The organism is Sulfobacillus thermotolerans (assembly GCF_039623705.1).
GTDB classification, from domain to species: Bacteria; Bacillota; Sulfobacillia; order Sulfobacillales; family Sulfobacillaceae; genus Sulfobacillus; species Sulfobacillus thermotolerans.
In genome coordinates, this window is the sequence record NZ_CP133983.1 from 2,599,209 (window position 1) to 2,623,032 (window position 23,824).

Genomic DNA, 23,824 nt, shown 5'->3' on the forward strand with positions numbered 1-23,824 from the left:
CGTTTTGGGTGTTGGCGGGTTTGCTATATCCAGATGAGAAAGGTTGGTTTATGCGCCCACCGCAGATTTTTTCCTGGCTTTACCGGCGATTTTCAAGGTGCCCAAGGTTCCTAAAACGCTAAATAGTGTCACATAAGCCAAAGCCCATTGGTCACGAGCGCTAATATCCAGGCCCGGCCCCGCCGACAGAAGAAATCCGATGCCCCAAGGAACACACACGGCGGAAAGAAATCCTGCGGTATTCGCTATGCCGGAGGCCAGCCCAATATTGTTGGATGTAAAGGTATCGCGGATGACGGCAAACGTCAAAACACTGGCTCCGTTGGCAAACCCGAGAACAAGAAATATTGCGGCGAGAATAAACCGGGGTAAAATCGGCGCAAAGGCTGCAAAAGTGCCCCAGGCGAGAACGTCGACAATGCCGACTAAGACATAAGGGATCTTACGTCCGAACCGATCCGACAAAGGCCCGACAATCGGACCCGCCATTAGTGAACCCAAAAGGGCAAGGGCCAAGTAATACCCGCCTTGAACGGCATTCATTCCATACAGGGTGTGGAGCATAGGTATGGCAAATAGGCTGGCAAAACCCAAAAAAGGCCCCATGAATCCCCAGTGTGCCAGGATAGGAGCCATCATATCCCATGGCTTGTGGAAGACGGTCCGGATGTTGGGACGATAAAGACCGGTAGCTAATGGGGGACGCACGGGGGTGGTGTGCTCTAAAAGCCAGGCGCTAAGGAGCGAGACCACGACTAAGACGACGCCTAAGGCCACAAAAGGCTCACGATATCCGTCGCGTGCAATCCACCAAGCCAAGGGAAATGTCGAGAGTATGGCGCCCAAATTGCCGGACATGCCGACAAAGCCTAGGATGCGTCCAAAAACTCCCGCGTCATACCATTTCCCTAACACGAGGACAATGTTTAACCAGACCATGGCGTCTCCAATTCCTACGATAACACGTGAGAAGATAATGGCATGAAAAGAGGTGCTGGTACCAAACAGGATCGTACCTAAACCGTCACAAAAGGCGCCCAAGGCAAGGAGGCGTTCCGGATGCATGCGCACCGCAAACAATCCCACGGGAATTTGTAACGCCGCATAGGTTAAGTATTGGGCGACTGTCATGAGGGATAGGGTGGTAGGCGCAATTGCATACTGCTCCATTAATTTTTGGGCAATGAGGCCAGGACCTGTTCGCTGCATAAATACTAGACAATACATCGCTGAGACGGTTACGAAAATCAACCAAGCTGTTGAGCGTTTCACAAATATTTTATCGTCCTTTCCCTGCACGATAAAGCGCAGGCAGAGCCTCCTTCCCAGTACTATAGCAGATTTCTTAAGGCGGCTGTGCAATGGCGTTGGAGACGGGAATGTGAAAAACATCACGAATATCCCGGGCATGTGTGCAGCTATTTGACGAATGGTGGTAAAATATTAATAACGAATCCGTTTATGGCTGCGGGATTACGGAGAGGATGAGCTTCTTCATAATGCGGACAAAGTAGTGCTTTATGACTAGTTACTTTGTCGTTTTTAGTGCCCGTATCCAAAAGAATTGAAGAAGTGACGAGATGCCATTGACCATACGGTTGGGCACGTGATAAGTTGAACCAAGAGAGGCAAGAGGGTGGGGGTTACATGATTAAAGTGTCGAGCAAGGGCCGTTATGGTGTAAAGGCTGTGTACGAGCTCGCCTTGCATTATGGCCAAGGGCCCGTTGCCGTAAGTTGGATCGCCAAATCTCAAAACATTTCGGAGCAATATTTAGAACAGTTAATGGGGCCATTGAAACGTGCTGGGGTTGTTTTGATACTACAAGGAGGATAGCCGAGCCATCGCAGAGCGCTATGGATTAGTAACGGCTCATAAAGCTGAGAGCCAGGAGTTGTGTTTTGTCCCTAAAAACGATTATCAATCGTATTTAGAGACGCATCGGCCCGAGGCTCGCCAAGTGGGCGAGATCGTTAACACGGCTGGACAGGTTTTGGGTCACCACCAGGGGATCGCTTTTTATACCGTGGGCCAGCGGCGGGGTTTAGGGATTACCGCTCGTGAACCATTATATGTTGTCGGTGTTGAGGCTTCGCGCAACCGGTTGATTGTGGGGAGAAAGGAAGAAGTTCAACAGTCTCTCGTCCATGTCCAGGATGTCAATTATGTGATTCCTGGTGTGGAGGGATTATTGCACGGAGAAGCTAAGATCCGGTATAACATGGAGCCGCAACCGGCTTTGTGGGAGGCGGAGAATGATCATGCGCATATTACGTTTCATGACCCGCAATGGGCTATATCGCCAGGACAGGTGGCGGTGCTTTATCAAAACGATGTGTTATTGGCCGGGGGAAAAATTTACGTGCCTCAGTCATAGGAGCGTCTAGCCATGGTGACCCGTTGGCATTTGTTACATTTGCCTGTCAGTATTGCAGGAAGGCGGGGATCATGGGGCTGGGTCGATGATATTTATTGTCGGTGGCCAGATGCCGTGGTGGAGGGTTTTAGTGTTCACACGGCTATCAGCCGCCGATTTGTTCCAGCTGAGGCCATGCGGGTGACCCCCATGGCCTTATTGATTGATACACCAAAATATGCGCAAAAAATGCCGCGTTCGTGGTGGCACCATCGGCGTCGCCAAGTGGTATCCATCAACCAACCCGTGCGTGACCAGGATGATCAGCTCGTGGGACGCGTGAAAGACTTTGTAATTGATGAAAACAGCCTTGCCATTCACCATATCGTCGTCAGCCGAGGATTATTGGAAGACCTCATGACGGGTTCGTTATTGATTCCTGCGCACCAGTTTTCCATTGACAGCAATGGACGGATTAAAATCCACCCGACCGGGGCAAGATAGAGGCATCACGCGATAAGGAGCGAATGCCATGACAGACCCTTTATGCCCTGCATGCCATGGACGCAATGTGGGTCGAGTGGGTACGGGACAGTACTATTGCTGGGAATGCTTTATCGAGTTTTCTGTCAGTCCCCGGGGCCTACGCATGTTTCGTGTGGAAGCAGATGGAGAGCTATCTCGAATTGAGGACTGTGGTCCGGAAGGAGTGATTTCATGAGAAAATACATGTCCGGAATTGTCACGGGAGCTCTGGTGGGGGCAGTGATGGCGGGCGTCTGGATTTTGCGTCGGCCCGCCACAGGAACTTACCGCAAGGCGCTGCGTAGTGCTAGTCATGTTGCGCCTAAGGCGTGGAAAGCTGCACGTGCCGGGGGACGAGGCCTGGTGCATTTAGCGAAGAGGCGACTGGGCTAAATATTCCCCCTAGTACCTGCTCAAGACCCTTCGTTGCTTTTTACCAATGCGGGCATGGTGCAATTTAAGGATGTCTTTCTTGGTAAAGAGGTGCGCTCCTACAAGCGCGCTGTCACGGTTCAAAAATGCATGCGTGCTGGCGGTAAACATAATGATTTAGATCAGGTAGGGAAGACGGCGCGTCACCAGACATTTTTTGAGATGCTGGGAAATTTTTCCTTTGGGGATTACTTTAAACGCGATGCCATCCACTATGCGTGGACGTTTTTGACTGAAGTGTTGCATATTGATCCGCAGAACTTATGGGTCACAGTGTTTGAAACCGATGATGAAGCGTATGCTTTGTGGCAAGAGGTTGCAGGGGTATCACCAGACCGAATCGTCCGGATGGGCGAAAAAGATAATTTTTGGAGTATGGGGGACACTGGACCTTGTGGCCCGTGTTCTGAAATCTTTGTGGACCGCGGAGCCGAGTATGCCTGCAGCGACCATTGCGGGTTGGGCCAGTGTGAATGTGACCGTATTCAGGAAATTTGGAATCTCGTTTTTATGCAATACAACCGTTCTAGCGACGGGGTGTTGACACCATTGCCGCGTCCCAGTATTGATACCGGCATGGGTTTAGAGCGCATTTCCGCCTATTTGCAGGGAGTCAACTCTAATTTTGATACCGATTTACTTCGGCCCTTAATCTCCGCCATTGAGGCGCTTTCCGGCAAAGTCTATGACTCTGGGCCGGAAGGCATGCCGTTTCGGGTGATTGCGGATCATATTCGCGCCATCACGTTTCTCCTCGCTGAAGGCGTGTCATTTAGCAATTCCGACCGTGGCTATGTGATGCGTCGGATTTTGCGTCGGGCTGTGCGTTTTGGTCGTTTGCTTAACTTTCAAGAGCCATTTCTGCATAAGCTCGTTCCTGTCGTTGAGGATGTGATGGGCGGTGCCTATCCAGAAATTCTGGAGGGCGCGGCGCTTATTCAGCAAAGCATTGAGGAAGAGGAAAGACGGTTTCGGTTAACCCTAGAGGCTGGCATGAAGGTGTTGAATGAGAAGCTTGATGCGCTCGAACCTGGCGAAACGCTGTCGGGAGAAGAAGCGTTTGTCCTCTATGATACATACGGCTTTCCCTTGGATTTGACACTGGATGCCGCCGAGGAACGTCACATTGCCGTGGATCAAGAAGGGTTTGACCAAGCGATGGCAAGCCAAAGGGCGCGTGCGCGCAGCGCACGAAGCCATCATCAGGAGGTCCAAAATCTCCCGCAGCTGGATGCCACAGAATTTGTCGGCTATGAGCACTTGACATTAGAGGCCGTCCCGGTTGAACACCTATATATCGGTAATGACGCCGTGACGCGCTTGATGACGGGAGAGTCGGGATGGCTGCAGGTGCCCATCACGCCCTTCTACCCTGAGGGCGGAGGTCAAGTGGGGGATCAGGGCACGATTACAGGACCCACAGGGGTTTTCCGTGTCGAAGATGTGGTCAAAATGCACGGTACCATCTGGCATTATGGGACAGTCTTGGAAGGTTCGGTGCGCGTAGGTGATGAGGTAAGCTTGGCCGTCGATCAAGGCAAACGTGATGATGCTCGGCGCAATCATACAGCAACACACTTGTTACATGCCGCGTTGCGGACGGTTTTAGGCACTGGCGTGCATCAGACAGGATCGTTAGTGGCCCCCAACCGTTTGCGCTTTGACTTTTCCTATCCGCATCCGCTGACACCGGATCAAATTAACGCAATTGAAAATCTGGTGAATGGCTGGATATTAGAGAACATCCCTGTGATGACTCAAGTGATGGCTAAAGAGGAGGCCTTACAAGAAGGGGCTCTGGCATTCTTTGGCGACAAATATGGGGAAGTTGTGCGCGTTATCACCGTGTCTGGAGCAAGTCAAGAATTGTGCGGGGGCACGCATTGTTCGGCGACAGGCCAAATTGGTTTGTTTGCTATCACTGAAGAGAGCTCTGTGGGAACCGGTTCACGCCGTATTGAAGCCGTTACCGGACGCAATGCCGTGAATTGGGCACGCGGTTTGCGCCAGATCGTGCAGGATGTCAGTCAATCCCTACATACCGCGCCGACGGATTTGCGGTCGAAGGTGGAGGATCTTGTCCAAAATAGTAGGAGTTTAGAAAGCCGCCTTGTGGAACTCGAACGCCAACATCGCTTTGCGCAAGGCGTAGCGCTTGCTGAGCATGCTGCTCTCTATGAAGGTCAACGGATAGTGATTGCACAAACAGCCGCCGAAACGGTGGAGGCCTTACGTCAAGTGCTGGATGGTGCCAAGACAAAGGCCGATGGAGTAATTTTAGCGGCAGACCATGGTGAGCGAGCGTCATTAGTTGTATATTTAGGGAAAGATTTGATCGCCCGAGGCCTTGATGCCCGAGCCTTGGTGAAAAGTCTGGCCGTGTTTATTGACGGCGGAGGTGGTGGTCGCCCGGACTTGGCTCAGGCCGGCGGTAAGAATGCTCAAGGAATCACGGGCATGCTAGCCGACGCGAGGCGGCAACTATCCGAAAAACTCGTGGCCGCGGGATAACAAATGATCACAAAGGAGGATGGGGACGATGGGGTCGACAGATGAGACTCGCAGGCTTTGGGGGCGTCAAGAAGCAGCGAACCAGGCTGATGCGGTGTTACGTGAAGTCTATAGTGCCCTGAAAGATAAGGGGTATAATCCCATTAGCCAGCTTGTCGGGTATTTGTTATCCGGCGATCCTGCCTACATCACGAGTCACCAGGGGGCACGCAACTTGATACGGCGTGTGGAACGAGATGAACTGCTAGAAGAACTCTTACGGCAGTATGTCGCCCATGTGGAAACGACCTCGCCCAATGGCTAATTCACGCATAATGGCCTTGGACGTGGGGGATAAATGGATTGGGGTCGCTATCAGCGATGAAACGGCACTTCTGGCCTCCACTAAGCCGCCCATAAAGCGCACTTCAGAGGCTCAAGATGTTGAGCGCATTGTGGCTTTGGTTTCTGAGTGGAATATCAACGAAATTGTGGTAGGCTTACCATTGAACATGAATGCAAGCGTCGGTCCCCAGGCCCAAAAAACTTTGAAGTTCGTCGACGCACTTCGAGCGCAGGTGTCCTGCGATGTGGTGACATGGGACGAACGCCTAACCACGCGACAGGCCGAACGCTTGCTGATTGAACGCGACGTTCGGCGCGAAAACAGAAAAAAATTGGTGGATGGTCTAGCGGCCGCATTGATTTTGCAGGGGTATCTAGATCATAAAAGACACACCCAACCAAGGGAGGACATCACAATGGCGGATGACAAAGATTTGTTAGGGCATGGACCTGAGGAAGAGGACGAAATAATTACGTTGACGGATGAAGACGGTAACGAACATGAATTTGTTGTCGTCGATGTCATTGAGGTCGAAGAACAGGATTACGCGATTTTATTGCCAATTGACACAGAAGAAGACGAAGAAGCTGAAGCCGTGATTTTGCGTTTGGAAAAGGACGACGACGGTGATGATGTATTGGTGGATATCGAGTCGGAGGAAGAATGGGAGAAAGTAGCTCAAGCTTACGAAGAACTTTTGGATGAAGATGAGTAAGTGCATGAGTCGGGAGGGAAGCGTTGTTGTTGCCATCCCGTAACCTCTATCAGCTTAATCGGCGGCCTAATCGGCGCGTCTGGACAATGCTAGGGACGGCGGCTTTACTAGCCGTCCTTTTGTCTGGACTATGGGTTTGGCGCCAGTTACAGCCTGTGAACCGACATGATTCCCATCCCCAATATGTGAAGGTTCAATCCGGGCAGAGCGCGTCGTCCATTGCGCGTGTTTTGCAAAAACGCGGTCTAATACGTTCCGCTCTGGTATTTCGCATTTTGAGTCGCACGTCGCATCTATCGCGTTCGCTGGAAAGCGGAGTCTATCGTATTCGTCCGAGTGAAACCCCTCAGCAGATATTGCAAGCGATGCGAACTGGCGAGGTGGTCACTATTCGCGTAACGATTCCCGAGGGCTATACGGTCCAACAAATTATTACCCGATTGGTCGCGGCGCATATTGGGTCTAGTCCCGCAACCTACTTGTCATTACTTCAACATCCATTGCCTGGAATGCCAGCTCCGGCACCGGGTGTGCGAGACCCCTATGAAGGTTATCTGTTTCCTGCCACCTATAAATTTGCCTATGGGACGACCCCCGCGCAGGCCTTAGCCATTATGTGGCAGACTTTCGAGCGCAAGGTGGAGCCGCTCTATTCCAAAGATCGCACGTCATTGAGTTTCGTGCAGTGGGTGACCCTCGCATCGATTGTGCAGCGGGAAGACAAGGAACCGCAGGAAGCGTCTGGTATTGCTGGAGTGTTCGTCAACCGACTTGTGGCAGGAATGCCACTACAAAGTGATGCAACGGTTCGTTACGCGTTAGACAATAGCATTCGTGGACCATTAACGTACACCAACCTAACCGTGGTCTCGCCGTATAATACTTATTTACACAAAGGATTGCAAGGCAAGTGACCTCGGCACTCCCCGGAGGAGGCAGCGTTGTCGCTGTGACTGGTGACGGTGGGCTTCTTGGACAAGTAGGGTCTCCAGCCGGCCGTGCCATAAGTTGGCAGCCGCACCCAGTGGGGCAGGCGTTAACGCCCCTCATGATGGCCTTAGCGTTAATGAACCCGCATGTCATTAAGGGACTGTCTATCAGTCTACCGGAACAAGTGTTACCGAGTCTTGCTCAGCACTGGGGAAACAAAGGAATAGCGCACGGATTGAAGATTCTAGGGTGGGACGATCAGGGGACACTTCCCGGCCAACTGCTACCTAATCCTCCTCTTCCGCACATGACTAGCGCAGTGATGACCACAGGACGGGATCTGTGGGGCACTCCGGATGAGGTCGCCCATGCTTATCTCCCTTTTATCACAAGCGGACGGCTCGTGCCTCTACACTGGAATGTGGAGAAAGCAACGGCCATAAGAGGTCCAAAGATTGTGACGCCCCAGATCCTAGAGGAAATTAATCGCGCGATTCCTACTGAGGTTGTGGGCGGCATTGTTTTTCATGTATGGCGGCCAGATGCGAATTTCGCTATAGCGTATACAACCTACCACCAAGGAATGGTCCTTGTATTGGAAGGGCCTGCAACAGCGCAAACGCTGACCCTTGTCGACCGTGCGGGCGCGTGGCTGGGGCAGGGATAAAATGCGCTATGAAGTAGGAAGAAAGCCGTAAGCTCATAAATCGGCGGAGAGTCTCCCGGAATACGGGAACGTGCAGGTTGACTTGAAATGTGGTCTGGGGTCGATTACAGTGAGATTATGAAACGAATTAAGTATAAAGCCGACCTCGATGCTCAGCAGTTGCAGTGGTTTCAAAGGCAAGTACTCGACTGGTATCGTAGAGAAGGGCGTGATCTTCCGTGGCGGAAGACAATGGACCCCTATCATATTGTGGTGTCGGAAATTTTGCTGCATCAGACCACTGTTAAAACCGTTCAACCGATATATGAGAAGTTTCTTGATACCTTTCCCACTATACAGGATCTTGCCGCGGCACCACTGGAAGCCGTCAAGTATATTACCGACCCGTTGGGATATAAAGTGCGGGGTTCGTGGTTGCATCAAATCGCGCAAACGGTTGTGAATGACTATGCGGGTCAATTTCCGCAGACCTTAGAGGAATTGCTCGCCCTGCCGGGCATAGGGCGGTATACCGCGGGGGCTGTGCTGTCATTTGCGTTCGGAAATGATGCCCCCATTGTCGATACCAATGTCAACCGCTTCATCGGTCGTTATTTTGGTATTGAGTACAAACGCACGAATGCTGAAATTCAACATCAGCTGTGGGCCGTGGCAGAGGCTATTGTGCCGACTGGCCAGGCCCGGGAGTTTAACAATGCCTTAATGGATATGGGCGCGATGGTGTGTACAGCACGCAAGCCGTACTGCCTGGTGTGTCCGGTATCCCAAAGCTGTATACAGTTGCAAGATGATGGCGTGCGGGCTGCCGAAGAGCGCGTGCAATACCGGATCCGAGAGCGTGCCCAGGGCTCGTAACAGAATCCCCATGGTTTCGAATAAGGTGTTCCTCGTAGGTGACCGGATACGGTTTTCTAGGAGGGTCAATGGCAATTATTGCGGCGGACTTCCTCACTCATGGAGATGAAGTCCGTTTTTGTATTGAGAAGCTGGGTTGAGCCCTCTTTCTTTACTCTTTAGGCGCGATGGGTTCTCATCCGTCCGAGATGGACGGCTATGGGGCTATTCGGTTAGAGATTTCTTGTGGTGACATGCACAGTCGTCATGATGCCTTCATATCATGAGGAGGCAACGAATTTGTGCGTGTACACGCGAGGGGGCGTGAGAACCATGGGTTTAGGATTGTTAGCCTTAATTGCCGCAGCCGCGGTCCAAGGGGCCATCTGGCTTTCAGGATATATTGGAGGCAATGCGTTCCCTCAACCTCTGTCTGATTTAGAGGAAAAGGAAGCCCTTGAAGCGATGCAACGGGGCGATTTAGAGGCCCGGCAGCGACTAATCGAACACAATTTGCGATTGGTTGTGCATGTCGTGAAAAAATACAATAATAAAGGAACGGATCCCGATGACTTAATCGGTATTGGCGCCATCGGTCTCATAAAAGGTATCGACACCTTTAACCAAGCCAAGGGGACTCGGTTGGCAACGTACTGTGCACGATGCATTGATAACGAGGTATTAATGCACTTGCGCAATCAAAAGAAAGTTAAAAATGAGGTCAGTATTTATAGTCCCATTGGGATTGACCGCGACGGAAATGAAATTCTGCTCATGGATGTTTTAGCGGGTGGAGAGGAAGTTCCCGATACGGTCGAGGTCAGCATGATTATGGAGTGGGTCACGCAGTTTGTCGAGAGTTTGACGCGAAAAGAACGTTTGGTGCTCAATCTTCGATTTGCACTCAATGGGCAATCTCGGCGGCTAACTCAAAGAGAAATTGCCGATCGTCTAGGAATCTCACGCAGCTATGTCTCGCGCATTGAAAAACGGGCCGTCGAAAAGATTTTAGCCGCCTTAAGTCTTCCTGACGCCTAATGAGAGATGGTTGAAAAGTGCATTCAATTATGAACCCGTCTGCACCGAAGCATCTCCCATGTCAGCGTGAGTCAAGGGCGTATCGTGCGACCATATTTGCTGTTCGCGCCCGGTATGCTTAGGGAATATGGCTACAGAATGTCGGCTAGTGCCAAATCCAGCGAGAACCATTCAGCTGAATACCTCCATGGGTCTTCAAAAGTGTGTCGGGCCCTACTAATCATGGCACGTATAATAACGCTACGGCTCCCCGAAGCGTCGCTACGACTTACCCACATATTCCCGAGGGGGTCCTCCAGTGTGAAGACGTGTTCTCCCCTAAGAAGGGCCTAAAAAGGCCTCAGGGTGTTTGTTAGTGGCATATCCTCGAACTGCACGTCAGGTCCTTTCCGCTCGTGAGGATATGGCCGACGCCGACATTGGGCTGCTGTTGATGACGGCGTCGGCCGCCATTGCGGAATTGGACACCGACTTTATCCCGCGGTCAAAGCATGCGTGCCATGGTGTCTTTGTAACTCGTAAAGGGCACCATACTTACGATACTTGTGATGTTGAACTCCCCGCCCTAAAGGGCGGAGATTCTGGGGGAACCGTGGTCGCTGCGTCGCGGGGTGTGAACCCCTCGGAGTGGTCCTCCGGACTCGCTATCGTTTATCCCACCAGCAACATGCCGGGGTTCAGCCGGACTACGCCTTAACGCCCTTTTGAAAGGAACGGGACGGCGATACGTGATCCGTTGGGGTACCAAGAACTCCCCGGGGCGAATCTCTCCATGCATCCCCGTGTTGAGGATGTTCACCGCGCCGACGCCATCCCGGTGTGCTTGATAGTCACAAGCGCGACAATGGTAGGTGCGGCCCGCCACCTTGTTAAGGTGGCCACAACGCGGACACGTTTGCGACGTATACGCTTCGCTGATCGGCATCAGACGGATGCCATGACGCCGGAGTTTGTATGCCAAATAGTGTTCTAACCGTCCGAACTCCAGCGCCCCGACGTCTTGGTTCATGCGTCGGGATCGTCGATGCCGTTTTTGATGATTGAGCGTGCTGAGATCACCCGCATAGAGAACGGTGAGCTGTTGCGCCACACCGAACGCGACGATCTGGTTGGCGGCATGATGGAGGGCATTCCGACTCACCCGGTTGACCTGTTGGCTCAGACGGTGCCGCGCGCGGTTGAGACGGCGGCGCCGTCGCGACCCGGGTTGCGTGCGGCGCCGTTTTTTCTGGAGCTTGGTCAGCCCTTTGGCGCGGCCCTGCTTGACGGATCGCAGGCCCCGACCCGACACGGCGAGGGCCTCTTGGCCATCGGAGACCATGCCGCGGTGAATGACGCCGATATCGAGGCCGCCCACCTTTTCGGACACCGGGGGTTGCGGATCGTCGAGGATGCGGGTCACCGTCAGAAAGATCTCGCCATAGCCCAGCTCCGCCTGGACCATCGTCCCGGTCGGTAACGCATCGGGAAGCCACACCCGAATGGGTTCACGCCCGCGCCCGAGAGACAAGCGCAGATGCGATCCCTGCATTTGGAGGGCTTGTCCCTTAAAAATGGGGTTGAAGTATCGGCGGAATCGCCACGGATAGCGTGCCTTTTTATCCCCGTTTTGGCGTTTGGTACGCACCCCGTCAATCGTGGCGGAGAACTTTTCGATGAGGGCTTGGACGGTTTGCGCATGCAGCGGAAAGCGCCGTTTGACATGCGCTTTCAGTGGAGATTCGGTGGGCCATCGCCAATGGCGTTTGCGGCAGAACCGATGGATCGTGACCAAACGCGTCCACAAGTCGCCCGCTGATCGCCGAGCAGCGGAGGCTTTCGCCCCTTCCGTCGGGGGCACCGACACGCGATAGGGGAAGACGATGGTTTCTTGCATCGATCTCCTCCTGAGCTTGACGAACTCTTGGGTCTATTATACCCTTGGTCTATGGCGAACACAAGCGACTACAGAACCGGCAGACACTGTGTCTTTCACTTACACGTGCATTTGGTCTTTGTGGCGAAATATCGGCGGTTGGTCTTTACGAAAGAAATCCTGGAGGACTTGCGTACCATTTTTTCTGACGTGTGCCAGGACTTCGAGGCCACCTTGGAGGCATTCGACGGCGAGCGGGACCATGTGCATTTGCTCATCACTTATCCGCCTAAGGTCGCGATTTCTCGCCTGGTGAATAGCCTCAAAGGCGTCTCATCGCGATTGATACGTAAGAAGCACTATCCGAGCATTGAGCGGGCGCTGTGGGGCGGCAGTCTCTGGTCGCCGAGTTATTTTGCGGGATCGGCTGGTGGAGCACCCCTCTCCATCATTCGGCAATACATCGAACAACAGGAAACCCCGGATTGACCCTTGCGGGGTCAGCGCCTGATAGCTCCGCCCTGAACGGCGGAGCTATCAGGCGCATTTGATAAAAAGGTATCTGTCACCATACGGTTTTAGGCACTAGATAGGGGATAAAAGCGGGGTGGCGACAGAGTAGAAACGCATCCTTTGCCATGATTTTTCGATTGATATAGCGCTTTATCAGCTTGGCGATAGAGATCTTGAAAGCGTCTGCCGTCGTCAGGATAGCGCGCAATGCCGCCCGAGACACCGAACGGGAATGTCTTAGAGGGTAAGGCTTGAGCCATGTGTCGAAGATGGGATATCACCTGTTCGGGTTGTCCGGCAAAGGTGAACCATAGGCCAAATTCGTCTCCACCAATCCGTGCGAGACCGTCATGCGAACGGATGAGGGATCGCCACGATTGTGCCGTTTGTTGCAGAAAGTGGTCGCCAGCTGGATGCCCAAACTGGTCATTTACCGCTTTGAACCCGTCTAAGTCTAAAAGGATCAAGAGGCCTGGAATATTTGAATACAATTGGTCATGTCGTTCGATTAACTCTTCCAGCCCTCGGCGGTTTAGAAGTCCCGTCAGCGGGTCTTGATAGGCATAAGCCATTAAGTCAGCAACCTTTTGGCTTTGTTGGGCAATTTCGTGGTGGAGAAGATCATTATAACTATCCAGTGCTGTAGCTACGTCCCAGAGCCAGCGGGTCCTTACTAACCGTAAGGGGGGCAGACCATCACCCCACTTTTCCTGCATTTCATGGTAGGCAGGGAAGTATTCGTTGAAGAGACGGATAAACCAAGACGGGCTGATGTGCGCACGCATATGAGCTGTCCCCATATGCCTACTAGTTTCGGATGATATAGCGAGCCTAGGATCTTGCGCGAGGGTGTGAAAGTGCCCTTGTAACATTTGCGTAAAGCGTTCCCATGTGACAGTTTCAATGATGGTACGCATTCCATCATGAGCCTCGGCAACGGTCAGTGCACGACCAACAAATTGTGTATGAATGGCATACAGTCCGTCGCGATGGGTTTGCCATATTTCCTGGTCGCTATCACTCCACGGGAAAAGCGGATTGGTTGATTCCATGAATGCCCCATTCTTCCTAATGTGAAATCCTTCTTTCTATCATGGCATTCATTGTTGGAAATAGCAAGAACTGCCATTTATTGCCTTAGATGCGAAGATAATTGATGGAAGACGTTGATTGCCGTATCAGTTTATGATAAAGTCAGCTTGCTTAGCCTCTTATCGAGAGTGGCGGAGGGACTGGCCCGATGAAGCCCGGCAACCCCTTGGGGTGCTAATTCCTGAAAGACGTAATGTCTTTCGAGATGAGAGGGAACGGGTTGTTGTCCGTCCTCCCTCGGTGGGAGCTTTTTTTTATGGAAAAGGAGGCGGACATCTATGCCGCAATGGGAACGTGATACGTGGTTGGTTCATGCTGGGACCGATTTTTTTGGAAATTTAGAACCTACGGCTCTTCCGATTTATCCATCCACGAGTTATCGATCACGATCAGGCGAAGAGCTAGATCAATTGATGGGTGGAACTCGCGAAGGTTTTTCTTACGCCCGTCATGGGAACCCCAATGTAGCGGCTTTGGTTGAGGCTATGAAGGTGTTGGAGCATGCCGAAACCGGTATTGCCACAGCTTCTGGTATGGCGGCTATTGATGCGGCTCTTTACGCAACGGGATTAGCACCGCACGATCGTGTTCTGGTCTCCCAAGATATTTATGGGGCCTCATTAAGTCTGTTATCAAGCCTATGGGCTGAGTTTGGCGTTGAGACTGCCGTCGGTGAGTTTACCGACGCTGATGTATTCGTGTCCATGTTGGCCGAGGTTCGGCCGAAAGCGGTTCTAATCGAGACCATTTCTAACCCTCTTCTGAAAGTGCTTGATGTGCCAGAGCTGGTAAGGTTGGCGCATGGCCATGGCGCGCAGGTCATTGTGGATAATACATTTGCTACACCCGTGATGTACCGACCTGCGGAGTGCGGGGCTGACCTGGTGGTTCATAGTGCTACCAAGTATTTAGGAGGGCATGGCGATGCCATGGGGGGCGTTGTTTTAGGGCGCCAGCAACATGAGGAGCGCTTGCACCAATATCTCAAATTGCGTGGGGCGGTCTTAGGTCCTTTTGAATCATGGCTTATCCACCGAGGCCTGCGGACATTAGGAGTCCGCTTTGAAAAGCAAAGCGCAAATGCGTTGCAGGTAGCTCAAAAGCTCCAAGCGTCTGGTCTCTTTACGCACGTTTATTACCCACTATTTGCAGATCATCCCACGTACGCAACGGCTCAGCGACTGCTCCCTAACATGGGCGGTGCTGTGGTTACACTGGAATTGTCGGGCGGAAAAGACCGTGTATTTCGTTTTATGGACCGCCTAGAACTCATTGCTTCGGCAACGACGGTGGGGGACGTCTACTCTTTGTGCCTATATCCGTTAATTGCTTCACACCGCAACCAAACTCCGGAGCAACGGGCACAAATGGGCATTACAGACGGAACCATTCGTATTTCTATAGGGCTAGAAGACCCAGGAGACATTGCCGGTGACTTGATTCAGGCTGCCACGTTATCGGCTTAATGAAAAAGCACAACCAGACACGAGCTGGTTGTGCTTTTTGGCTATCCTTCGATGTCAATGAAGAGATCTGAACCTTCAACTTTTACCGGGTAGGTGCGAATGGGAGCATAAGCGGGAAAATGCTTCGCCTCCCCAGTCCGCACATCAAATTGACCGCCATGCCTCGGACAATGAATGATGTATCCGACAAGGTCTCCTTCACACAGAGAGGCTTCGGCATGGGAACACAAATCATCTGTGGCGAAATATTCGCCGTTGACCTGATATAACGCAATGTCATCGTCTTCCATCGGCACAAGAAACGGTTCACCGGCAACGATATCATTGACTGATGCCACGCGTACCCACTGTGCCACTTAGCCAATAGCTCCTTCCATCTCAAACTTAATCAAGCGATTCATTTCCACCGCGAATTCCATCGGTAATTCCCGGGTAAAAGGTTCAATGAATCCCAAAATGATTAGACGGGTGGCTTCCTCTTCGGATAACCCACGCGCAGTGAGATAGAATAACTGCTCTTCACTGACTTTTGTCACGGTCGCCTCATGCTCCATTTCAGCATGGCTGGTTTCGACCTCGGAATAGGGCAGGGTGTCATTGACTGATTCGTTGTCTAACAACAGCGTATCGCATTTCACGTTCGCCTTAGCTCCGGTCGCTGTTTTATCAAAATGAACTAACCCACGATAAGTCGTTTTGCCCCCATGTTGGCTAATCGATTTAGATACGATTGTCGAGGTGGTGTTTGGAGCCATGTGAACCATTTTAGCTCCGGTATCTTGGTGTTGGTTCCGGCCCGCAACAGCAATAGAAAGCACGCTGCCCCGGGCTCCTTCGCCCATTAGATAGACAGAAGGATATTTCATGGTGGCTTTGGAGCCAATATTGCCGTCGACCCACTCCATGGTAGCATTCTTATAGGCCACGGCCCGTTTCGTGACTAAATTGTAGACGTTGGAAGCCCAGTTTTGAACGGTCGTGTAGCGCATCCGGGCTCCTTCTTTCACTAAAATCTCAACCACAGCAGAATGCAAAGACTCTGAATTATAGCTTGGCGCTGTACAGCCTTCAACATAGTGACCGAACGCATTATCTTCTGCAATGATCAACGTTCGTTCAAATTGGCCCATGTTTTCAGAGTTAATCCGGAAGTATGCCTGTAAGGGGATATCGCAAGTGACTCCCTTCGGGATATAGACGAAAGAGCCTCCAGACCATACCGCCGAATTTAACGCGGCGAACTTATTGTCTTCCGGAGGAATTACGGTGCCAAAATACTCTCGGAAGATTTCCGGGTATTCTCTTAAGGCAGAATCCGTATCGGTAAAGATAATGCCCTTTTCTTCCAAGTCCTTATGAATACTGTGGTAGACCACTTCTGACTCGTATTGTGCGGAGACGCCGGCTAGAAACTTTCTTTCCGCTTCCGGAATGCCTAATCGCTCGAACGTGTCTTTAATGGCCTTAGGCACATCGTCCCATGTTCGGCCTTGATTCTCGGAGGGGCGCACGTAATACACGATTTGGTCAAAATCTAATTGGCTGAGGTCAGCTCCCCAGCGCTGTATAGGTTTTTTGAAAAACACATCGAGCGCATGGAGGCGGAAGTCCAGCATCCATTTAGGCTCTTGCTTGATGCGCGAGATTTCTTCGACCGTCTCTCGACGCAAGCCGCGCGCAAATTTCAAAACGCTGACATCGCCATCATTAAAGCCATACTGATACTCTTCGTTGACAATTGTTGGTTTGCTGGCCATTATAGTCCCTCCTTAAACGTCTCAGATCTTTGGGGTTAAGCGGCTAAGATGGTTCGGTTAAAGCTTTTTCTAAAGCATTATGGGCCAAGGTGGCGCACTTAACACGGCTGGGAAACTGAGACACGCCGTGCAACGCTTCAAGATCTCCCAGGGGTACGGTTGATGTCCCTCCTGTGATGAACGTTTTAAAATTTTGGGCAAGGGCAAGGGCTTCGCTTACAGGATGCCCGATTACCGCTTCGGTCATCATGGAGGCTGAGGCCATACTAATAGAGCAGCCCTGGCCGCTAAAGCGAATATCTTCGATAAGGCCGTCGTGAATCTTTAGCTCCAATTGAATTTGGTCGCCACACGTCGGATTTAGCATGCCCACGACTTGTGTCGGGTTTTCCATGTGACCGAAGTGGCGCGGAGCTTGGTTATGGTCCAGTATTGTTTCCCGATACATATCGTCCAAGTTCATCGTGTAAAGTACCTCTTTGTCTCCTCAGTGGCTTCAATGAGCGCATCGACATCGCGACTGCTGTTATAAAGGTAAAAGCTCGCCCGCGCCGTTGCCCCTACGTCTAATAGATGCATGAGGGGTTGAGCGCAATGATGGCCAGCTCGAATGGCCACACCCCGCGAATCGAAGACTTGTGCCACGTCATGAGGATGGATTCCTGTTACGTTAAAAGCCACGACACTAGTTCGGGGCGCCGGCGGACCATACACGGTAATACCATCAATAGCCGCCAAACGTCGGTATGCTTCTTCAGCCAATTGCTGGCTGTGTAGGGCAATGCGGCTCATGCCCACCTTTTGCAAATAATCGACCGCTGCGCCAAGGCCAATTGCCCCCGCGATATGGGGAGTGCCGCCTTCAAACTTTGCAGGAAGTTCTGCCCACGTTGCAGATTCGCGGTCGACGTAGGCAATCATCTCGCCGCCGAATACGACAGGATCCGCCGCATCTAGTAAACTGCTTTTGCCCCATAAAATCCCTATCCCTGTTGGCCCAAGCATTTTGTGGCCCGAGAAGGCTAAAAAGTCTGCGCCCATGGCTTGGACATCCGTGGGGAGATGCGGCACGGATTGTGCACCATCGACGACCATGATGGCACCCACTTGGTGTGCCATGTCGGCCACCTCACGAATAGGATTAAACGTCCCTAGCACGTTGGATACGGCAGATAACGTGACAATCCGTGTGCGGTCCGACAGCTGGGCTTGCACTTGGTTTAAGGCAATGGTGCCATCAGCCTCTAGTTCGATATAACGAAGACGAGCACCGGTTCGGGCCGCTAATTGTTGCCAGGGAATAAGATTGGAATGATGCTCCATGGGTGAAAGGACGATTTCGTCACCGGTTTCCAGAAATTTGTCACCCCATGCACGGGCTATGGTGTTTAAGCTCTCCGTCGTGCCGCGTGTGAAAATCACTTCTTCTGGACCCCGTGCATTGATAAATTGCGCAATTTTAGCACGTGCGGCCTCCATGGCGACCGTCGATTCTTCGGCTAGGGTATGCACACTTCGTAGCACATTGGCATTGGTGGTCTCATAATAGTATATGAGACTGTCAATGACGCTACGCGGTTTTTGTGATGTGGCCGCCGAATCTAAATACACAAGCCGGTGGCCATTAATGGGACGCCCAAGAATCGGAAAGTCTCCGAGGTCAACCAGAGCAGGGATCATTGATCCAACTTCCTTTCTACCGAATCCCAGACGGCGTTCCGTAAGAGGTCTGAGGGAATGGCGTCGACCACGGGAGCTAAAAAGCCATGAACAAACAACCGAATCGCTTCTTTTTCAGACAGTCCGCGCGCCATTAAATAAAATAAGGCAACTTTGTCGATAGGGCCGGTGCTTGCGGAATGTGCTGCAAAGACATCGTTTTCGTTAATGAGTAAGGACGGAACGGCATCGGCACGGGCATCGTCGGAGAGCATGAGCGTTTGCTCTTTTTGGCGACCGTCGGATTGCACGGCCCCGGGTTTAATATCGGTCACCCCATTAAAAGCGCTACGCGCTTTGTCCTTCATGACGCCTTTCGCAATGATGTGACTCGTGGTATGTGGGCTGCTATGGGTAATGCGTGTGTCAAAATCCTGGCGTTGTTTGTCCGCACCAAAGAAAACCATAGTATGTGTGCTATGCGCCAAAATTGGGACCAGCTAAGGAATTAACACCTTTGGAAACAACTTTGATGGCGTCAATGTCCAAACCTGAGTCAATTTCGTCAAGAATAGCAATACGCGGTTCCAGCATCATCATTTGAAGAATTTCATTCCGTTTCTTTTCGCCACCGGAAAATCCTTCATTAAGATACCGGTTGGCAAATTTGGTATCCATTTCGAGAAACTTCATTGCGGCATCCAGTTTGTCCCGGAATTCTTTTAAGGGAATTTGGTTGCCCTCCCCGCGGCGTGCATTAATGGCCGTCCGGAGAAAATTTGCCGTGGTGACGCCAGAAATTTCACTAGGATACTGCATGGCTAGGAATAACCCCGCTCGTGCGCGCGCGTCAGTCTTCATGGCCAAGACGTCTTCCCCGTCTAAAAGGATTTGTCCTTGGGGCACGGTATAGTTGGGATGTCCCATTAAGGTTTGCGCTAATGACGTCTTGCCCGTGCCGTTAGGCCCCATTACGGCGTGTACGGATATTCTTGGCGGCAATCGATTGAAGCTGTACACCATTTTGGTGCATCCGATTGACACCCATGAATATTGGACAACCAAACTTGTGCGGCGTTTAGAGGGGCATTTTGTCAGGAGACCGCGGCGTCCGCAAAGTTTTTCGCACTAAGGACAACACTCGACAGATTCTGAGGGCCCCTACCCTTTAGCATAAGGCTATATGGGAGGGAGTCGCACATGGTGGAATCTATAGGGATTTTAACGCACAATCAGGATATGGACGAGATTCTTCGGCGTGTGTTGGCTCCGTATCGAATCGTTTGCGTAAACGACCTACGAGGGCTTCTGGCGTTGAAAGACCCCGAAGGCACAGGTCGGGTGATTGTCGATTGGCTTCAATGTTCAGCCCCAGAACGCCAAATGCTTCGGCGCTGGGAACAGAATCACCAAGTTGTACTGATCGATATTTCCGGATCTTTATTGCCGAATAAGCGTCGTATTGTCTTTATGCCACCGTTTTCGTGGAAGGGCTTTATTAGGGCATTGACTGCCACAGACCAGCGCTGGAAGCGGCAGCGTGCAACCCCATAAGGGAATTTTTGGGTGGAGATGTGACGGTCGTAATGGAATTATACGCAGTCTTTGGACAGCCTATTCATCACTCTTTGTCGCCTCAAATGCATAATCGTGCGTTTAGTGCTACCAATCGTACAGCATTTTATCTTCCCGTGGAATGCTCTCCCAAGGAGCTATTGCCTAAACTTGCGGCGTTTCACGACTTAGGTGGACGTGGCGTAAACCTCACGCGTCCTCTTAAAGAGACGATTATTCCCCATTTGCGTGCTCAATCCCCTTGGGTAGAAAAAACCGGCGCGGCCAATACGATTTTGTGGGAAAACGATGGATGGGTGGGCGACAATACTGACATTCAAGCATTCGTTGCCATGGTTCCTCCCGCACCCCATGCACAGAGCACGGCTTTGGTATTAGGTCAAGGTGGGGTTGCGCGCGCGTCTGTCGCGGGCTTAGAAGTGTTGGGCTATCACGTGTCGGTGATGGCTCGCCCTTCGCAGAAAGCCAGGTGGCATGCCTCGTGGATTGCTTGGCAGTGGGACACATTACATCTGCCACCGTATGACGTGATTGTCAATGCTACGCCGCTTGGACAAGATGGAGAAGGCGAGTGGCCAGACACCGTTAAGTTTTTGCCGCATACGACCATTGTCGATTGGGTCTATCGCCCTAACACCACCCGCCTTATTCAGCAGGCGAGACGGGTGGGCGCACATACTGTTGACGGACTATCCCTTCTAGTGAAACAAGCCTCTTTAGCATGGATGTCATGGTTTGGCACAGAGGGTCCCTTTGCCGTGATGGCGGAGGCCGTCAGAGACTATTATGATTAAGGACGTTGTGGTTGCGATCCTATGGGGAGGAATCGCTGTCGGTTCGGCCCCTTGGTGGGGCGGGACGGAAAGGGTGGGCTGGCGACACCGAATAGCCCTGGGAGCGGCGATTGCTGCCATGGATGTAGCGGCCTTGATGGGAGATAGGCACTGGCTATGGACGGATGCGGGACTCTTAGGGATCTGGATGGTGGTTGCCGATATCGACTGGCGTGAACACATCATTCCGAATCGCCTCGTTCTGCTGACGGTTTTTTGGGGACTCATCATGACGCCGTGGACGCAAGCGGCCTTTCTGTCTCATGTGGGAATGGGGTTAGGCCTCGTTGGATTTTATCTCCTAGTGCACCTGTTTACGCGCGGAGGTTTAGGAATGGGCGACGTGAAATTTTCTGGGGCGCAGGGCTTTGTTCTAGGATGGCCTCAAGGGGTATTGGCGTCGGCTATGGGCGTGTGGGCGGCTGGGCTTTATGCTTTGATATTATTGCTCGCATTTCACCGAAAGAGGCGCCACGCTATCGCGCTTGGACCTTTTTTAGCATTTGGAGGGCTTCTTGGCTTATTAGGAATTATGCATTAATTATCCAATAGATGGATCATCGAACAAAAACGTGGGTCAGAATAGTCTTTCGAAAGGACGGATGAAATTGGCACGATGGCAGTGGATGACAGCAGGAGAATCTCATGGACCGGGTCTGGTTGGCATTATTGATGGGGTTCCGTCATTAGTTCCCGTTACGTCCACCTTTATACCCTGGAAGAAATTCAAGAGACAGAAAATTCTCCAGTGCGCGTCGCCCATAAGGCAAGCGAAACAGCTATGCTTAGCGCCATTGACCGGGCGAAAGAGGCAGGAGACACGCTGGGTGGGACATTCGAGATTAAAGCCTTTGGATTACCCGTCGGGTTGGGCAGCTATGTTCAATGGCACCGCCGCATTGAAGGGGCCTTAGCACAAGCGTTGTTGAGCATTCCAGCCATGAAAGCGGTAGAAGTGGGATCAGGCTTTGCCCAAGCCGATGTGCCCGGGTCCGCGGTGCATGATGCGATTTGGTGGGACAAAGACCAAGGCTTTACCCGTTTAAGCAACCGAGCAGGAGGCATTGAAGGGGGCATTACAACTGGCATGCCGTTGGTTGTTCGTGTCGCCATGAAGCCGCTGTCTACGTTACTTTCGCCACTCGGGTCGTTTGATATAGACAGCAAGGAGCCCTTTTTAGCCCAGGTCGAGCGCTCTGATGTGACGGTACGTATTTGCGTGGACTGCGTTGGATTGCGATTCCCACAACCCTATTGGCCCAAGTGGATGCAGCCATTGGGGGAAAAGTGGCGGTCAATACCGCCTTTGGCAAAAATCTCGTAGGCGCATTTCACTTGCCCTCAATCGTTGGGATCGACACCGCAGTTCTTGAGACATTGCCCCTGCGTGAGTGGCAAGCAGGTGTTGGGGAAGTACTCAAATCCGCACTAATTGCAGGGCCTCCCTTAAGCGATGCGTTGTCAAGCGAGCTTCCCCCATTAGGTACAATGAATGACTGGTGGGCTGCTGTTATTGGTGAGACGGCTGCTCTTAAAGCGCGGATTGTCAGTGAGGATCTCTATGAGCGCAATACCCGTATGTTTTTGAACTTTGGGCACACCGTCGCGCATGCCCTCGAAAATTATTTTGGGTACGGTACGTTGACGCATGGAGAGGCCGTTGGCTTGGGTACCTTGGTCGCCCTCGATCTCTCCGAAAAAGTGCTGAACATGCCGCGGTGGGTCGAAGAACAGGCAAGAACTTGGATGGCACGATGGACGTTGCCGAGTCGGGCCCCTGCTTTTGATTCGCAGAAATTGATGGGCATTATGGCCCAAGATAAGAAGGCACGGGCATTTGGATTGCAGTGGGTATTACTGGCTGATATCGGGAAGCCACAAGTTGTCACATCGGTACCAACGGATGTTGTATTGGACAGTCTGCAGGTGATTCAGCCGTAGATCTCTGAGAAGTTTTATGATTGCGATGCATTGCGTCTCACGGTATCATCATACTGTTAAGCTACCACATCACCGCGCGAGCGCAGATAAAAGAGGGGACGTTGTTGAAACAGACGCCATTGACCGGTTGGCATCGTCAACATGGGGCGAAGATGATGGAGTTGGTATTGCGCGTTCAGGGTATCCGGTTTTTACAGCGGAACATGAGCTTGCAGGATATGTCACCTCGGGAAGTTATTCGCCCACTTTAAAAAAGCCTATTGCGTTGGCATTGCTCGATTCCTCTTATGCAACGATTGGGCAAGAGTTTCTGGTGGAAGTGCGCCATCGCAAGGTGCAGGCCAAAAGTGTTAAAACCCCTTTTTATCGGAGACCGCCGCGCTGATATGAGAAAGCATCAAGTGGCTATTACACACGAGGAGGCAGAGGCATGAATATTCCGGAAATGCTTAAGTACACACGGGACCATGAATGGTTAGACGACAAAGGGACGGTTGGGATTACCGATTACGCGCAAGAGTCTTTAGGGGATGTGGTGTTTGTGGAGCTTCCGGCAATCGGACAGACACTGAAGGCGGGCGAGTCGTTTGGGGTGGTAGAGTCCGTGAAATCCGTATCAGACTTATATAGTCCAGCCGATGGCACGGTGGTCGCTGTCAATGAGGCACTGAGCACGACGCCAGATCTGATTAATCAAGATCCCTATGGCCAGGGATGGATTATCCGCATCGAGATTACCGGTCAGACCGAAGAATTATTGGACAGCCAAGCATACCAACAACAGGTTGAAGGAGAATAAC

29 protein-coding genes, 1 pseudogene and 1 riboswitch are annotated in these 23,824 nt (G+C 51.9%); of the genes and pseudogenes, 21 read left to right on the plus strand and 9 right to left on the minus strand.

Annotation, left to right across the window (positions count from 1 at the left end):
• Positions 1-48: 48 nt before the first annotated feature.
• Entirely contained in the window at positions 49-1,272 is a 1,224-nt protein-coding gene (locus tag ORD20_RS13505) for an MFS transporter (protein WP_158246234.1), read from the minus strand.
• A gap of 375 nt (positions 1,273-1,647) precedes the next feature.
• On the opposite strand from ORD20_RS13505, the gene ORD20_RS13510 reads away from it, so the two are divergent.
• The 11 genes from ORD20_RS13510 to sigK all read left to right on the plus strand — a co-directional run bounded on the left by ORD20_RS13510 (position 1,648) and on the right by sigK (position 10,333).
• Positions 1,648-1,836, plus strand: coding sequence for an RrF2 family transcriptional regulator (locus tag ORD20_RS13510; RefSeq protein WP_430626263.1), 189 nt, complete (start codon positions 1,648-1,650; stop codon positions 1,834-1,836).
• Positions 1,837-1,894: 58 nt separating this feature from the next.
• The gene (locus ORD20_RS13515; protein WP_430626264.1) at positions 1,895-2,377 is read left to right on the plus strand and encodes a tRNA methyl transferase PRC-barrel domain-containing protein; all 483 of its coding nucleotides are present in this window, start codon (positions 1,895-1,897) and stop codon (positions 2,375-2,377) included.
• 12 nt (positions 2,378-2,389) lie between these two features.
• The gene (locus ORD20_RS13520) at positions 2,390-2,860 is read left to right on the plus strand and encodes a PRC-barrel domain-containing protein (protein ID WP_103375237.1); all 471 of its coding nucleotides are present in this window, start codon (positions 2,390-2,392) and stop codon (positions 2,858-2,860) included.
• A gap of 213 nt (positions 2,861-3,073) precedes the next feature.
• A complete protein-coding gene (locus tag ORD20_RS13525) occupies positions 3,074-3,274 on the plus strand; it encodes a hypothetical protein (protein WP_103375239.1) in 201 nt (66 codons plus the stop codon).
• Entirely contained in the window at positions 3,275-5,824 is a 2,550-nt protein-coding gene (gene alaS / locus ORD20_RS13530) for an alanine--tRNA ligase (protein WP_430626725.1), read from the plus strand.
• A gap of 28 nt (positions 5,825-5,852) precedes the next feature.
• Positions 5,853-6,128 carry an IreB family regulatory phosphoprotein gene (locus tag ORD20_RS13535; RefSeq protein ID WP_103375241.1) on the plus strand — a complete coding sequence of 92 codons (276 nt, stop codon included), beginning with the start codon at positions 5,853-5,855 and terminating at the stop codon, positions 6,126-6,128.
• Positions 6,121-6,864: a Holliday junction resolvase RuvX gene (gene ruvX / locus ORD20_RS13540; RefSeq protein WP_103375242.1), complete on the plus strand. Its 744-nt coding sequence runs from the start codon at positions 6,121-6,123 to the stop codon at positions 6,862-6,864. Before ORD20_RS13535 ends, ruvX begins: the two co-directional genes overlap by 8 nt.
• Positions 6,865-6,887: 23 nt before the next feature.
• Positions 6,888-7,778 (plus strand): endolytic transglycosylase MltG, encoded by an 891-nt coding sequence (gene mltG / locus ORD20_RS13545; RefSeq protein WP_430626265.1) that lies wholly within the window; start codon positions 6,888-6,890, stop codon positions 7,776-7,778.
• Positions 7,779-7,813: 35 nt separating this feature from the next.
• The gene (locus ORD20_RS13550; RefSeq protein ID WP_430626266.1) at positions 7,814-8,461 is read left to right on the plus strand and encodes a hypothetical protein; all 648 of its coding nucleotides are present in this window, start codon (positions 7,814-7,816) and stop codon (positions 8,459-8,461) included.
• A 117-nt stretch (positions 8,462-8,578) separates the two neighbouring features.
• Positions 8,579-9,316, plus strand: coding sequence for an A/G-specific adenine glycosylase (locus ORD20_RS13555; protein ID WP_103375507.1), 738 nt, complete (start codon positions 8,579-8,581; stop codon positions 9,314-9,316).
• Between the two features lie 312 nt (positions 9,317-9,628).
• Positions 9,629-10,333, plus strand: coding sequence for an RNA polymerase sporulation sigma factor SigK (sigK, locus tag ORD20_RS13560; RefSeq protein WP_103375244.1), 705 nt, complete (start codon positions 9,629-9,631; stop codon positions 10,331-10,333).
• A gap of 565 nt (positions 10,334-10,898) precedes the next feature.
• Here sigK and ORD20_RS13565 read toward each other — a convergent pair.
• Positions 10,899-12,209: an RNA-guided endonuclease InsQ/TnpB family protein gene (locus ORD20_RS13565; RefSeq protein WP_103375245.1), complete on the minus strand. Its 1,311-nt coding sequence runs from the start codon at positions 12,207-12,209 to the stop codon at positions 10,899-10,901.
• Between the two features lie 51 nt (positions 12,210-12,260).
• On the opposite strand from ORD20_RS13565, the gene tnpA reads away from it, so the two are divergent.
• On the plus strand, positions 12,261-12,677 hold the full coding sequence (gene tnpA / locus ORD20_RS13570; RefSeq protein ID WP_103375508.1) for an IS200/IS605 family transposase: 417 nt from the start codon (positions 12,261-12,263) through the stop codon (positions 12,675-12,677).
• Positions 12,678-12,766: 89 nt separating this feature from the next.
• On the opposite strand, the gene ORD20_RS13575 is transcribed toward tnpA, so the two are convergent.
• Positions 12,767-13,753 (minus strand): GGDEF domain-containing protein, encoded by a 987-nt coding sequence (locus ORD20_RS13575; protein ID WP_103375246.1) that lies wholly within the window; start codon positions 13,751-13,753, stop codon positions 12,767-12,769.
• A 156-nt stretch (positions 13,754-13,909) separates the two neighbouring features.
• Positions 13,910-14,005: riboswitch (SAM riboswitch) on the plus strand.
• Between the two features lie 66 nt (positions 14,006-14,071).
• Here ORD20_RS13575 and ORD20_RS13580 point away from each other — a divergent pair.
• Positions 14,072-15,259: a trans-sulfuration enzyme family protein gene (locus ORD20_RS13580; RefSeq protein ID WP_103375247.1), complete on the plus strand. Its 1,188-nt coding sequence runs from the start codon at positions 14,072-14,074 to the stop codon at positions 15,257-15,259.
• Between the two features lie 41 nt (positions 15,260-15,300).
• Here ORD20_RS13580 and ORD20_RS13585 read toward each other — a convergent pair whose 3' ends face one another.
• From ORD20_RS13585 to sufC, 6 genes are read right to left on the minus strand one after another with little or no spacing between them, the layout of a single operon-like run.
• Positions 15,301-15,615, minus strand: coding sequence for a non-heme iron oxygenase ferredoxin subunit (locus ORD20_RS13585; RefSeq protein ID WP_103375248.1), 315 nt, complete (start codon positions 15,613-15,615; stop codon positions 15,301-15,303).
• Positions 15,616-17,016, minus strand: a complete 1,401-nt coding sequence (gene sufB / locus ORD20_RS13590) for a Fe-S cluster assembly protein SufB (protein ID WP_103375249.1) — start codon at positions 17,014-17,016, stop codon at positions 15,616-15,618.
• A 43-nt stretch (positions 17,017-17,059) separates the two neighbouring features.
• Complete coding sequence (sufU, locus tag ORD20_RS13595) at positions 17,060-17,479, minus strand: Fe-S cluster assembly sulfur transfer protein SufU (RefSeq protein WP_103375250.1); 420 nt, start codon at positions 17,477-17,479, stop codon at positions 17,060-17,062.
• Positions 17,476-18,696 carry a cysteine desulfurase gene (locus ORD20_RS13600; RefSeq protein WP_103375251.1) on the minus strand — a complete coding sequence of 407 codons (1,221 nt, stop codon included), beginning with the start codon at positions 18,694-18,696 and terminating at the stop codon, positions 17,476-17,478. The genes sufU and ORD20_RS13600 overlap by 4 nt, the downstream gene beginning before the upstream one ends.
• Complete coding sequence (locus tag ORD20_RS13605; protein WP_430626267.1) at positions 18,693-19,163, minus strand: SufD family Fe-S cluster assembly protein; 471 nt, start codon at positions 19,161-19,163, stop codon at positions 18,693-18,695. The genes ORD20_RS13600 and ORD20_RS13605 overlap by 4 nt, the downstream gene beginning before the upstream one ends.
• A complete protein-coding gene (gene sufC / locus ORD20_RS13610; RefSeq protein WP_430626268.1) occupies positions 19,153-19,698 on the minus strand; it encodes a Fe-S cluster assembly ATPase SufC in 546 nt (181 codons plus the stop codon). Before sufC ends, ORD20_RS13605 begins: the two co-directional genes overlap by 11 nt.
• Between sufC and ORD20_RS13615 the strand changes: the two are divergent.
• The 8 genes and pseudogenes from ORD20_RS13615 to gcvH form a co-directional block, all read left to right on the plus strand.
• Positions 19,658-19,807 (plus strand): annotated as a pseudogene (locus ORD20_RS13615) (YqeG family HAD IIIA-type phosphatase); the annotation flags it as partial. The gene sufC and the pseudogene ORD20_RS13615 overlap by 41 nt on opposite strands.
• A gap of 68 nt (positions 19,808-19,875) precedes the next feature.
• On the plus strand, positions 19,876-20,229 hold the full coding sequence (locus tag ORD20_RS13620; protein WP_103375255.1) for a hypothetical protein: 354 nt from the start codon (positions 19,876-19,878) through the stop codon (positions 20,227-20,229).
• A gap of 32 nt (positions 20,230-20,261) precedes the next feature.
• Positions 20,262-21,044 (plus strand): shikimate dehydrogenase family protein, encoded by a 783-nt coding sequence (locus ORD20_RS13625; RefSeq protein WP_146039021.1) that lies wholly within the window; start codon positions 20,262-20,264, stop codon positions 21,042-21,044.
• On the plus strand, positions 21,037-21,624 hold the full coding sequence (locus ORD20_RS13630) for a prepilin peptidase (protein ID WP_103375257.1): 588 nt from the start codon (positions 21,037-21,039) through the stop codon (positions 21,622-21,624). Before ORD20_RS13625 ends, ORD20_RS13630 begins: the two co-directional genes overlap by 8 nt.
• Before the next feature lie 207 nt (positions 21,625-21,831).
• Positions 21,832-22,407, plus strand: coding sequence for a chorismate synthase (locus ORD20_RS13635; protein ID WP_430626269.1), 576 nt, complete (start codon positions 21,832-21,834; stop codon positions 22,405-22,407).
• Positions 22,299-23,024: a 3-dehydroquinate synthase gene (locus ORD20_RS13640; RefSeq protein WP_430626270.1), complete on the plus strand. Its 726-nt coding sequence runs from the start codon at positions 22,299-22,301 to the stop codon at positions 23,022-23,024. Before ORD20_RS13635 ends, ORD20_RS13640 begins: the two co-directional genes overlap by 109 nt.
• Before the next feature lie 16 nt (positions 23,025-23,040).
• On the plus strand, positions 23,041-23,409 hold the full coding sequence (locus tag ORD20_RS13645; protein ID WP_430626271.1) for a glycine cleavage T C-terminal barrel domain-containing protein: 369 nt from the start codon (positions 23,041-23,043) through the stop codon (positions 23,407-23,409).
• Positions 23,410-23,454: 45 nt separating this feature from the next.
• On the plus strand, positions 23,455-23,823 hold the full coding sequence (gene gcvH / locus ORD20_RS13650) for a glycine cleavage system protein GcvH (protein ID WP_103375262.1): 369 nt from the start codon (positions 23,455-23,457) through the stop codon (positions 23,821-23,823).
• Position 23,824 lies beyond the last annotated feature (1 nt).